We start from the raw sequence: 11,803 nt of genomic DNA on the forward strand, positions 1-11,803 counted from the left end.
CCCGTTCCCTCACCCCCGCCGTGCTGCACCGGCTCGTCCAGGAAGGGCGGGCGCCGCGCCTGCTCGACGTACGCACGCCCGGCGAGTTCCGTACGGCGCACATCCCCGGCTCGTACAGCGTGCCCCTGGCCACCCTGCGCGAGCACCGGGCCGAGCTCCTGGCCCATCTCGGCGAAGACGTCGCACTCGTGTGCCGGTCCGGGGCACGCGCCGCCCAGGCCGAGAAGGCCCTGGCCGATGCCGGCCTGCCGAACCTCCGCGTCCTGGAGGGCGGCATCGTCGCCTGGGAGACGGCCGGCGCACCCGTCGACCGAGGGCCCGAGCGGTGGGACATGGAGCGCCAGGTGCGCCTCGTGGCCGGCTCCCTCGTCCTGGCCACCGGCATCGTCGGCGTGTTCGTGCCCGGCGCGCATCTGATCGGCACCGCGATCGGCGCCGGTCTGACGTACGCGGCCCTCAACAACTCCTGCGCCATGGGCGTGCTGCTGTCCAAGCTGCCGTACAACCGCGGTCCGCGCCCCGACCTCCGCACGGTGATCACGGAGCTGCGGAGCATGCCGTGACCGCCCTGGTCGCCGGCGCGTCCGTGCTCGTCGGTGTCAGCCTGGGCACGCTCGGCGGCGGCGGCTCGATCCTGACCGTGCCGCTCCTGGTCTACCTCGCCGGGCAGGACACCAAGGAAGCGATCGCCACCTCGCTGTTCGTGGTCGGCGTCACCAGCCTCGCCGCGCTGGTCCCGCACGCACGCGCCCACCGGGTGCGCTGGCGGACCGGACTGCTCTTCGGCGCGTTCAGCATGGCCGGCGCCTACGGCGGCGGCCGGCTCGCCGCATACGTCCCGGGCACGGTCCTGCTCGTCGCCTTCGCCCTGATGATGCTGGCCACGGCGGTCGCGATGCTCCGCACGTCCCGGCGCGGCCCGGAGAGGAGGCGGCCCGCGCGGGGCGACCTGACGCTCCGGCACCTCGCGGCACAGGGGCTGGCCGTCGGTGCGGTGACGGGCCTGGTCGGCTCCGGCGGCGGGTTCCTCGTCGTCCCCGCCCTCGCCGTTGTCGCGGGGCTGCCGATGGGGATCGCGGTCGGCACCTCGCTCCTCGTCATCGCGATGAACTCGTTCGCCGGCCTCGCCGGGCACCTGTCGGGCGTGACCGTCGACTGGCGACTCGCCCTGACCGTGACCGCCGCCGCGGTGGCCGGCAGCCTCGTGGGCGGCCGGCTCGCGGGCCGCGTCCCGCAGGACGCGCTGCGCACGGCGTTCGGCTGGTTCGTGGTCGTCATGGGCGCCCTCGTCCTCGCGCAGCAGACGCATGCCGTCGAGCGCGTGCGGGTCTCAGCCCTGAGCGCGGTAGAGCGTCAGCCGGCCGGGGACGAACAGGTGGACGTAGCCGCACGACAGACAGATGAGGCCGTTCGCCGACTCGTTGGCCCACGCCAGGTTGAAGAACTCCATCCCCGAGCTGTTCAGCTTCACCTCCCGCTCCCGGAAGACGTCGCCGTCACAGACGTGGCAGCGGAACCTCTTCTCCCCGATCTCCGCATGCACGACCTTGGCCATACTGTCTCCCCCTGGTGATGTCCGGCCGCCGGCTACCGGCGTCGAACGCGCCTTCGATGATCATGCCGCACCATCGTGGCGCCCCGCCACTCACCAGGTCATTGCCGTGACGCGGCAGTCATCGACACGCCGAAGTTGCTGGTCACCCCCCTGAAGGAACACCGCCGCGCGGTCAGGCGGTTCCGTACGATCTGGCGAGTACGCCGATGGTGTCGGCCATCGCCCGGCGCAGCTCCGGGGGTGCGACGACCTCGACGTCGATGCCGAGCCTCAGCAGCTCGCCGCACGCGTGCTCGGTGTTCTCGGTCGGGATGACCGCCTCGACCCATCCGTCGTCGCCGACCGGCTTCTCGGTGGCTTCGACCGCCCGCACCAGCTCCGGGGGGACGTTGTCGGCGAGGCGTCCGCGGCCGCGCGGGGACAGACGGACGGTGGCGGTGCCGGTGTAGCGGCGGGCCTGGAAGTCGTCGAGGTACGAGGTCCAGTGCGCGGCCAGGTCGAAGCCTTCCGGCCGGTCGAACCGCTCGTCGCTCGCCACCGCGTCGAGGACCTGGGTGACCCGGTAGGTCGCGGTCCTGTTCTCCGTGGCGGCCACGAGGTACCAGACGCCGGACTTGAGCACGAGTCCGTAGGGGCGCAGCCGGCGGTCCACCTCCCGCGGTTCGCGCCAGCGGCGGTACCGCACGTCCACCGCCCGCCGGGTGAGCACCGCGTCGACGAACAGGGGCAGATGCGGTGTCCGTTCGGGCTCCCGGTACCAGGCGGGGGCGTCCAGGTGGAACACCTCCGCCGTCCGCGCCGCCTCCTCGCGCAGCTCCGCCGGCAAGGCGGCCAGCAGCTTCAGACGTGCCGCCGTGACCTCCGTCGCGAGTCCCAGGTCGGCGGCGGGGCCGGGCAGTCCGGCGAAGAACAGGGCCCGCGCCTCCCCTTGGCTCATCCCGGTCAGCCGGGTGCGGTAGCCGTCGAGCAGCTGGTAGCCGCCTCCGTGACCCGGCTCCGCGTAGACCGGGACCCCGGCGTCCTGAAGCCGTGCCATGTCCCGATAGGCGGTCCGCACGGACACGCCCAACTCGTCGGCGACCACCTGCGCGGACACACGACCACGGGATTGCAACAACAGCAGCACTGACAACAGTCGACCGGCGGACATGCACGCATTCTCCCCGGAAACCCTGACGGGTCAGGCGGGTACGGCTCCCACCAGGCCACCGTCGACGACGAGGTCCTGGCCGTTGACGTAGGACGCGTCGGACGAGGCGAGGAACGCCACGGCGGCGGCTACCTCCTCGGGGCGTCCGAAGCGGCCCGCGACGATCCTGCCGGTCACGGCCTTCGCCTCCGCCTCGCTCAGTGCGGTGGACGGGTACATCGGGGTGTCGATGTAGCCGGGGCTGACGGAGTTCACGCGGATGCCACGCGGGGCGAGCGCGGCCGCGAGGGTCCGGGCCAGGTTGTGCGCGGCGGCCTTGGTCGCCGAGTACAGGGTGAGGACGCTGTTGCCCCGGTGCAGCGTCCAGGACGCGTTGATGACGACGGAACCGCCGTCCGCGAGGTGCGGCAGCGCCTTCTGGACCGTGAAGAACACCCCCTTGAGGTTGACGTCGACGGCCTGGTCGAACTCCGCCTCGGTGATCTCCTCGAACGGCAGGAACACGCCGGTTCCGGCGTTCGCGAAGAGGCTGTCGAGACGGCCGTGACGCTCACGGACCGTCTCCATCAGCGCGTCCACCGCGCCGAGGTCGGCGGTGTCGGCGACGACGCCCGACGCCGCGGGGCCCAGCCGGCTGACGGCGGCGTCCACCCGGTCGCGTGTGCGACCGGTGACGACCACGTGGGCGCCCTCGGCGACGAGGCGGTGTGCGGTGGCCAGGCCCATGCCGCTGGTTCCGCCGGTGACGAGGACGGTCTTCCCGGTGTAGCGGTTCATGCCCGTGCTCCGATCAGGGTGTTCGTGAGGTGGTCGGCGAGCCGGGGCAGCCAGTCGGGGCGCGCGTTGCCGAGAAGGTGGTCGCCGTGCGGGACGGACAGGTAGGTGCCGTGGGGGGCGAGACGGGCGAGGGGTTCGCCGTTCGTCACCCCGGGGATGACGTCCTGGCCTCCGTCCACGACAAGCAGCGGGGCGGCGATGCGGGGTGCCAGGGCCGTGAGGTCCACGCTGCGGACGAACTCCCGGGCCGCGTCGGCCCCTCCGGTACGTCGCGCCATGATGTCCCGTACGGGCGCGGGCAGTTCCGCCCAGTCGAGGCGGAAGGGCCCGCTGACGGTGGCGACCGCCGCGACGCGCGGCTCCAGTGCCGCGGTCCGGGCCGCGAAGTAGCCGCCCAGGCTGAGGCCGACGAGCCCGATGCGCGGCACGCCGAGCGCGTCGACGACCCGGCCCACGACCTGCTCGTAGTCGGGCGTCAGGGTGGACGTGGCCGCGAGGACGCCCTGTCCGGGGCCGTCCATGGCGAACACCGCGAGCCCCCTGGCCAGCAGCGCGTCCACCAGATCGAGGAACTCCTCCTTGGCCGAGTCGAGGCCGGGGACGACGACCACGGTGCCGGGGGCGTCGGAGGGGCCGCGCAGCCGGCCGGTGAAGCCCTCACCGGTCACCCGCCGCGCGTCGGGCTCCAGCACCGTGAGCGCCTGGCTCACGGCCCGGTCCGCCGCCGCGGCGGCGCGGGCGGCGTCCGCGTACGGCGCGAGCGTGGCGAGGTGGAACCACCTGGCCGCCGTCAGCAGGTACTCCCCCGCCGTGACGGACGATCCCGCACCTTCCGCGCGCTCCAGGTACGCCTCTCCGGTGCGTACGAAGGAGGGGCCCCAGTCGGCGACGGAGGCGAGGGCGTCGGTGACCCGGCGGTACTCGTGCGGGTCGACGCCCGTGCCGGTGGCCCGGGTCCACTGGGCGGCGGAGAAGTCGGCGGCGTTCATCGTATGTCTCCCGTCGTCAGGACGGCCTTGCCCCGGATCCGGCGTTCCCGCAGCTCGACGAGGGTGTCGGCGGTGTCGGACCAGTCGGTGGTCCGGCCGATCTCCGGGTGCAGCCGACCTTCCTCCACGAGCCGGACCAGGGTCGCGAGGTCGGAGGCGTACGGGGCGCCGGCGTAGTGGAAGTGCCGGATCGTGACGCCTTCGGGCCCGCCGAGGAGGTCGAAGAAGTCGAGCGTCACGGGGGTGCGGCCGGCCTGGCCGAACCAGACGAGCGTTCCGCCCGGGCGTACCTTCGCGAGCGCGACCGGCAGGTCCGGCCCTCCCGTGGACTCCAGTACGACATCGAAGGGTCCTTGGGCCGCCGCCACGTCGTGCACGACCCGCGCGCCCAGCTCCGCGAGCCGCGCGCCGCGCGCCGGCGTGGCCGTGACGGCGGTGACCTCGGCTCCCGCTCCCACGGCCAGTTCGGTGAGGTAGTGGCCGACCCCGCCGGACGCGCCGGTCAGCAGGACGCGCCGCCCGGCCGGAGAACCAGCCGTGCGCAGCAGGCGCAGGGCGGTGATCCCGGCCAGGGGCAGGGCCGCCGCCCGTACGCCGTCGAGGCCGTCCGGGAGGACCGCGAGGGAGTGCGTGGGCACCGCGGCGTACTCGGCCCAGCCGCCCGACGGCGGATGCCCGACCACGCGGGTGCCGATGCCGGGCCCCGAGCCGTCCGCGGCCTCCTGCACGACGAGCCCCGCGACGTCCTTGCCCGGCAGCAGCCCCGGCCGGGGGTGTTCGAGGAGGAACGTCTCGCCGCGGTTCGGCGAGAACGCCTCGACCTTGATCAGTGCCTCGCCGGGCTCCGGGACGGGCTGGGGTGCTTCGGCGAAGGCGACCGGACGCGCCGCCTCCCCCGTGGGAATCAGTCTTCGCATGGGCACGATGCAACCTCCGAGCCCGCCCCGCGATCCAACAACAGACGGACGACACCGACAACAGACGGTTGTCACCTATGGTGAGAGCCGTGGATCTCGACATGGCACAGGTACGCGCCTTCGTCCGCACCGCCGAGGAACTGCACTTCGGGCGGGCCGCCGGGACGCTCGACGTCTCCCAGCAGGCCCTGTCCAAGCGGATCGCGCGGCTGGAATCCCTGCTCGGCACCCGACTGTTCGAGCGCGGCGGCAACGGCGTCCGCCTCACCGGGTCCGGACGGCGTTTCCTCGCGCCCGCCCGGCAGGCGCTCGCCGCCGCCGACACGGCGGTCGCGGCGGCCGTGGGGAACGACCGTCCGCTGCGCGTGGACGTCTGGGGGCACCTCTACGCGCCGATGCGGACCCTGGCCCAGGTCGCCGGAGAGGCAGGCGAGTTGGTGTCGGGGCACGGACGCGACCTGCCGTCGGTGACGGAGGCCCTGCTGCGGGGCGACATCGACGCGGCGATCGGCCGGGTCCATCCTCCGCTCCGCGCCGGGCTGACGCACCGGCTCGTCCGTCTCGAACCGGTCGACGCCGTCCTCGGTACGGACCATCCGCTCGCCGCCGAACCGTCACTGCGCCCGGACCGGCTGCGCGACAGCGTGCTGTGGGCGCCCGGTCCGCTGGACCGGCTCGACTTCCTTCACCGGTTCGCCGACCGGTTCGGCATCCGCGACAGGGCCGCGAGCGTCAACCTGGGCCTCGCCCACTTCCTCGGCGAAGTGGCGGCGGATCCGCGGCGCTTCTCGCTGCTGCCCGCCGACGTGCCCCTGCCGGAGGTCCCCGGGCTGCGCTCGGTCCCGCTGGTCGATCCCACACCGCTGTACGCCTGGTCGTTGCTGTGGCGCACCGGCAGCGGGCACCCCGGGCTGCACGGGCTCACGGCCGCCTGCGCCGCGGAGGCACGGCGCAGCCGATGGCTGGAGTACGACCCCGCACGCGACTGGCTGCCCGAGCCGCCCGGACACTGAACCTGCCCCCCTGTCAGACCATCAGCACGTGGCGACCAGTCCTCGCAGCAGGGCCAGGTCCACGTCCACCAGGCTGCTCACGACCGTCCTGCGCGGTGCCGGCGGGATGGTGGTGAGCGAGGGTACGGCCACGACCCCGCAGCCCGCCGCCTCCGCGGAGGCGACGCCGGTCGGGGTGTCCTCGACGGCGACGCAGGAGGCCGGAGCGGCGCCGAGGGCGGTCAGGGCCGCCCGGTAGGGGTCGGGGTGCGGCTTGGTGCGCGGGGTCTCGCCAGCCGCCACGGAGAGTGTGAACCAGTGCCGGCCGATGGCGTCGAGGACGGTGTCCACGACCGGCCGCGGTGAGGCCGAGACCAGCGCCGTGGGGATGCCCGCGGCGTGGAGCGCTGTGAGGAGTTCCAGGGCCCCGGGAAGCGGGACGACCTGTCGGCGTACGAGTTCCGTGAACCGCCGCTCCAGGGCGTCGCCGATCCCGGTCGTCTCCCCGCGGCCGTCCGCGCGGGAGGCGAGGTGCGCGGCGCAGTCCTCGACCGCGCGGCCGAGGACGTACGAGAGGTCCGCGTCCGTGAGCGTGATTCCCAGGCCGATGGCCTGCTCCTCGACCGTCCGCTGCCAGAGGCGCTCGGTGTCGACGAGTGTGCCGTCCATGTCGAAGAGGACCGCTTGGAGTTCGGTGGGCACGGGCACGGGGATGCTCCCTGGGGTGAGCTGATCGGGGCGGGTCACTCCTCGGTGGCTCCGAGGGCGGGGGTGTCGCGGAGGTGGACGTGGCGCGTGGCGGTGGCGTGGAGTTCGAGGACGGTGACGTCGTTGGCGCCGGCCCTGAGGACGGGTGCGGGGACGTACAGGCTGGTCTGCGGGCCCCGGGACCAGTAGCGGCCCAGGGGGAAGCCGTTGATCCAGGCCAGGCCCTTGGTCCAGCCGTCGAGGTGGAGGAAGGTGTCGGCGGGCTCGTCCACGGTGAGGGTTCCCCGGTGGAAGGCGGGCCCGACCGGCGGCCGTGCGGGGTCGGAGGGCTCGTACGCGACGGCGTCCGGGCGGTCCAGGGGCAGGGCACGGCTGTGCCAGGCGGCGGGCCGGGCGCCGTTGACCGTGGTGTGGCCGAGGAGGCCCTTGTGGTCGCGGAGCCGCGGCCCGTAGTTGACGCGCCCCTGGTTCTCGACGAGGACGGCGAGCCGGGCGCCCGGGCGGGGGACGGTGAAGGCGAGGGCGTGCTCGTGGTTCTCGCGTTCCAGGACGCCGACCGGCTGTCCGTCGACGAAGACCTGGGCGCGGTCGTGGACGTGCTCGGCGTGCAGGACCGCCGGTCCGCGCGTGGGCAGGTCGGTCTCGTAGAGGACGAATCCGAAGGCGTGGCCGAGCTCTTCCATGGTCAGCGGCCGGTCGGCGGTCGCGGGGGCGCCGAGGGCGTCGGCGTGTGGCAGGAGGCCGGCCGTGTGGGTGAGCTCCACCGGCCCGTACGCCGCCTTGGGGGCGGCGGGCGGCAGGGGGTCCTCGGGGACGGGCGCGTGGCGGGCGATGACCTCGCGGAAGGCGGCGTACTTCGGGGTGGGGTCCCCGGCTTCGTCGAGGAGGGCATCGTAGTCGTAGGAGGTGACGGTGGGACGGTAGGTGCCCTTGTCGTTGGCTCCGTTGGTGAAGCCGAAGTTGGTGCCGCCGTGGAACATGTAGATGTTGACGGAGGCGCCGGCGGCGAGCAGGGTGTCGAGCTCGGCGGCGGCGTCGGCCGGGTCGCGGCGGGCGTGGATGCCGCCCCAGCGGTCGAACCAGCCGATCCAGAACTCCGAGCACATCAGCGGACCCCGCGGCCGGAGCTCGCGCAGCGCGGCCAGGCCTTCGGCGGCGCGGCTGCCGAAGTTGGCGGTGGCCAGGACGCCGTCGAGGCTTCCGCGGGCGAGGTCGGAGGGCTGGTCGCAGGTGAAGAGGGGCACGTCGACGCCGTGCCGGCGCAGCATGGCGGCGAGTTCGGCGAGGTAGGCGGTGTCGTCGCCGTGTGCGCCGTACTCGTTCTCGACCTGGACGGCGATGATCGGTCCGCCGTTGCTGCCGAGGTGGGGGCGGAGCGGTGTGAGGAGGGCGCCGAGGTAGTCGTCGACGGCGCTCAGGTAGCGGGGGTCGCGGCTGCGCGGTACGAGGTCGTCCTCGGCGAGCAGCCAGGAGGGGAGGCCGCCGCCCTCCCACTCCGCGCAGATGTACGGGCCCGGCCGGAGGAGGACGTGGAGTCCTTCGGCGGCAGCGGTGTCGAGGAAGCGGGGCAGGTCGAGACCTCCGTCGAGGCGGAACTCCCCGCGGCGGGGGGCGTGCGCGTTCCACGGGACGTAGGTCTCGACCGTGTTGAGGCCCAGCAGCCGTGCCTTGTGGAGTCGGTCGGCCCACTGCTCCGGGTGGACGCGGAAGTAGTGCAGGGCTCCGGAGACGATCCGGAACGGGTGGGCGTCGAGACGGAAGCCGTCGTCGGCGATCTCCAGTCGGGACATGCGGTGCTGCTCCTCAGAGGGGGTGACCGGGTGCGACGGTAGGTGCTAGGCGAGCGGGCGGCACAGCAGGGCGTCGGGGGCGCCGCCGTGGTTCCACTTCCAGGTGAAGGCGACGCCGGCGACGTACTCGTCGTCGTCGCACTGGCCCTTGTAGTAGCCCGGCGCCCAGTCGCTGGCGTTCGAGCCGCCGGTGGCGGGCCGGTTGTCGCCCTTGTCGAACCAGAGCACGCGGTTGGTGGTGGGGAGGGAGGCGGTCGCGGGCGCGCACAGCAGGGCCGACATGGCGTTGCCCTTCACGCTGTAGCCGACCGCGAAGGTGCGGTCGGGGCACTGGCGCTTGTCGTAGCCGCTGGCCCAGTCGCCCCCGGTGACGTACCGCTCGTCGGTGACGACGGTCCAGGGGCCGCCGGCCTTGGCCGGCTGACCGGCGTCGGTGCACAGGCCGCGGTTGTCACTGCGGCCGAGGCCGACGAGTCGCTGGGTGTCGGGGCAGTTGCCCTTGCGGTTGCCCGGGGACCAGTCCGGCTTCGCCAGCATGGTGGCGGAGACGTTGTAGTCGGTGTGGTCGAGGTCGAGCATGTTCCAGCGGGTGGCCGGTGCGATGGGTCCGGTCCTGCCGCCGGCGACGAGCTTGTTCCAGTCGTCGGCGCGCCAGTCGCCGCCGTCCTGGATGCCCTGGCGGCTGCCGTTCGCGCCGTATCCGAGGAGGGCCCAGTTGTCCATCTGGGCGCCGGAGGCGTCGGTCCAGCCGACGAGGGGCCAGATCGCGAAGTCGGTGTCGTTCTTGACGAGGATGTCGGTGAAGCGGTGGAACCAGTCCTGTTCCTTGGTGTTGGTCGAACCGCGGCCGCCCGCGCCGAACTCGCTGATCCAGACCGGGGCGGTGAAGTGCTGTCCCGACCGGGTGACGAAGAGGGCTTCGTCGTCGACGACCTGGGCGAGCTGCTCGGCGGTGAAGTCCTGGTAGCGGGGGTCGCTGGTGGAGCCGGGGCCGCTGCCGGCTCCGGTGTTGGCGGGGCCGGTGTAGCCGTAGAAGTGGGCGGCGTACACGAGCTTGTCCGACTGGATCAGGGTGTGGGAGAGGGTGGCGACCGGCTTCAGCTGCGGGCGGCCGTGCTCCAGCCCGTCGAGCGGGATGCCGTACCAGTTGATGCCCTCCATGACGATGAGCATGTCGGGGTTGGCCTGGAGGATCTTGTTCCCGGCCTCTTCGTACGCGGCGTACAGGTCGTGGTCGTCGTACCAGCCCCAGTTGGGGTTGTCCCAGGTGTCGCGGCGGACCTCGTTGCGCAGGTCGGCGCCGACCACGCGCTTGTTGGCCTTGTAGCGGTTCGTCAGGAACACCCAGTCGTTCACCCACTGCTGGGTGGTCTGGCCGCTGTTCCAGCGCTCGTTGCCGTCGAGGCCACAGCAGAAGCGGGACGTGGTGGTGTGGTTGTTGAGGATCACCGCGAAGCCGTCGGCGGTGAGCGCGGCGATGGCCGCGTCGAGCACCTGGAGGGGGGTCTTGCCCTTCAGCTGCGGGTTGGCGGCGACGGCCGCGTCCGGGACGGGGGTGGTGTTGTGGACGAGGGCGTTGGAAAACGGCAGCCGGATGCTGTTGAGGCCGAGGCGGTGGAAGTCGGCCAGGATCGTGGACATGGGGACCCTGTCGAGGCCCAGGGGCATGTCGTCGGCCTTGATGCCGTGCATGTGGTTGGCGGGGTCGTTGATGTCCCCGCTGCCGGTCCAGGTGCCCTGGGCGCCCTCCCAGTTGCCCGACTTCAGCTTGAAGCGGTTGCCGTCGGCGTCGACGATCCAGCGGCCCCGGGTGCTGAGGGGTGCGGTCCAGGACGCGGCGAGCTGCGGGCCGGTCAGGGGCACGGGCGGTGCGACCGCCTCCGCCGCGGCGGGCTGGAGCGAGGTGGCGGAGGCGGGAGTGCCGAGGAGCAGCGCGGACAGCACGGCGAGGGCCGCTGTCGCGCGTCGGAGCAGTGGGCGAGATGGCACGGGATCTCCTTACGGAAGGGGTCGTGAGCCTGTTCTCGTGGTGCGGTTCATGAGGGGCGGAGCCGTGGAGCCGCGGGTCAGCCCTTGAGGCCGCTGGTGGCGATGCCTTCGACGATGTAGCGCTGGGCGACGAGGAACATGACGACCAGGGGCGTGATGGTGACGACGGCGCCGGCGAAGAGCCCCGGCAGGTTGATCGTCTGCGAGGTGAGGAAGGTGGACAGCGCGATCTGCGCGGTCCAGGCGGACGGGTCCTGGCCGATGACCAGGGGCCACAGGAAGGAGTTCCAGCTGTCGATGAAGGACAGCGCCCCGAGCGAGGCCAGCATGGCTCCGGAGCTCGGCAGCGCGATCCGGCGGTACAGACCGAGCCAGCCGAGGCCGTCGAGCCGGCCGGCCTCCTCGATCTCGGTCGGGAACTGGAGGTAGAAGTTGCGGAAGAGCAGCACCGCGAACGGGTTGAAGAGACCGGGCACGATGAGGCCCCAGAGCGTGTTGACGCCGCCCATCGAGCCGACGACGACGAACGTCGGGACGAAGGTGACCGAGCCGGGGATCATCAGCGTCGCCACCACCAGGGCGAGCAGCACCCCGCGTCCCGGGACGGGGATCCGGGCGAGGGCGTAGCCGGCGGCGGACGCGAGGAGTGTGGAGACGGGCGCGGTGATGCCGGCGATCAGCAGCGAGTTGCCGAGGGCCCGCGCCATGTTGACGGTGGGGTCGGCGAACAGTGCGGTGAAGTTCTCGAAGTGCAGGGTCGAGGGCCACCACGTCCACTCCGGAGCGGTCAGACTCTGCGAGTCCATCAGCGAGTTGCGGAGCATCAGGTAGAAGGGCGCGAGGAAGGCCGCGGTGAGCAGGCCGATGAGCAGGCCGCGTACGAGCAGGCGCGCGCCTCGGGACACTCCGGGCAGGGTGATCACGGGTGTCGTCACG

General features: G+C 72.8%; 11 protein-coding genes. 3 read left to right on the forward strand and 8 right to left on the reverse strand.

Features of this window, described 5'->3' with window-relative positions; genetic code table 11:
• Positions 1–20: 20 nt before the first annotated feature.
• Together OG357_RS02605 and OG357_RS02610 are read left to right on the forward strand one after the other, a co-directional pair.
• The gene (locus tag OG357_RS02605) at positions 21–563 is read left to right on the forward strand and encodes a rhodanese-like domain-containing protein (RefSeq protein WP_329625469.1); all 543 of its coding nucleotides are present in this window, start codon (positions 21–23) and stop codon (positions 561–563) included.
• Positions 560–1,573, forward strand: coding sequence for a sulfite exporter TauE/SafE family protein (locus OG357_RS02610; RefSeq protein WP_329619538.1), 1,014 nt, complete (start codon positions 560–562; stop codon positions 1,571–1,573). Before OG357_RS02605 ends, OG357_RS02610 begins: the two co-directional genes overlap by 4 nt.
• A gap of 154 nt (positions 1,574–1,727) precedes the next feature.
• Here OG357_RS02610 and OG357_RS02615 read toward each other — a convergent pair whose 3' ends face one another.
• Genes OG357_RS02615 through OG357_RS02630 form a run of 4 tightly spaced genes read right to left on the reverse strand, consistent with a single transcriptional unit; the run spans position 1,728 to position 5,388 of the window.
• Positions 1,728–2,705, reverse strand: a complete 978-nt coding sequence (locus OG357_RS02615; protein WP_329619539.1) for a helix-turn-helix transcriptional regulator — start codon at positions 2,703–2,705, stop codon at positions 1,728–1,730.
• A 30-nt stretch (positions 2,706–2,735) separates the two neighbouring features.
• Positions 2,736–3,482, reverse strand: a complete 747-nt coding sequence (locus OG357_RS02620; RefSeq protein WP_329619540.1) for an SDR family NAD(P)-dependent oxidoreductase — start codon at positions 3,480–3,482, stop codon at positions 2,736–2,738.
• On the reverse strand, positions 3,479–4,471 hold the full coding sequence (locus tag OG357_RS02625) for an alpha/beta hydrolase family protein (RefSeq protein ID WP_329619541.1): 993 nt from the start codon (positions 4,469–4,471) through the stop codon (positions 3,479–3,481). Before OG357_RS02625 ends, OG357_RS02620 begins: the two co-directional genes overlap by 4 nt.
• Positions 4,468–5,388, reverse strand: coding sequence for a zinc-binding dehydrogenase (locus OG357_RS02630; protein ID WP_329619542.1), 921 nt, complete (start codon positions 5,386–5,388; stop codon positions 4,468–4,470). The genes OG357_RS02625 and OG357_RS02630 overlap by 4 nt, the downstream gene beginning before the upstream one ends.
• Positions 5,389–5,477: 89 nt before the next feature.
• Between OG357_RS02630 and OG357_RS02635 the strand changes: the two genes are divergently transcribed.
• Positions 5,478–6,401, forward strand: coding sequence for a LysR family transcriptional regulator (locus OG357_RS02635; protein ID WP_329619543.1), 924 nt, complete (start codon positions 5,478–5,480; stop codon positions 6,399–6,401).
• 21 nt (positions 6,402–6,422) lie between these two features.
• Here the strand turns inward: OG357_RS02635 and OG357_RS02640 are convergent, their stop codons facing one another.
• The 4 genes from OG357_RS02640 to OG357_RS02655 form a co-directional block, all read right to left on the reverse strand.
• A complete protein-coding gene (locus OG357_RS02640) occupies positions 6,423–7,088 on the reverse strand; it encodes an HAD family hydrolase (RefSeq protein WP_329619544.1) in 666 nt (221 codons plus the stop codon).
• Between the two features lie 35 nt (positions 7,089–7,123).
• A complete protein-coding gene (locus OG357_RS02645) occupies positions 7,124–8,878 on the reverse strand; it encodes a glycoside hydrolase family 35 protein (RefSeq protein WP_329619545.1) in 1,755 nt (584 codons plus the stop codon).
• Positions 8,879–8,923: 45 nt separating this feature from the next.
• Complete coding sequence (locus tag OG357_RS02650; RefSeq protein ID WP_329619546.1) at positions 8,924–10,867, reverse strand: glycoside hydrolase family 5 protein; 1,944 nt, start codon at positions 10,865–10,867, stop codon at positions 8,924–8,926.
• Between the two features lie 77 nt (positions 10,868–10,944).
• Positions 10,945–11,802: a carbohydrate ABC transporter permease gene (locus OG357_RS02655; RefSeq protein WP_329619547.1), complete on the reverse strand. Its 858-nt coding sequence runs from the start codon at positions 11,800–11,802 to the stop codon at positions 10,945–10,947.
• Position 11,803: the final 1 nt, after the last annotated feature.

This window comes from Streptomyces sp. NBC_01255 (assembly GCF_036226445.1).
In the GTDB taxonomy this organism is placed as follows: Bacteria; Actinomycetota; Actinomycetes; order Streptomycetales; family Streptomycetaceae; genus Streptomyces.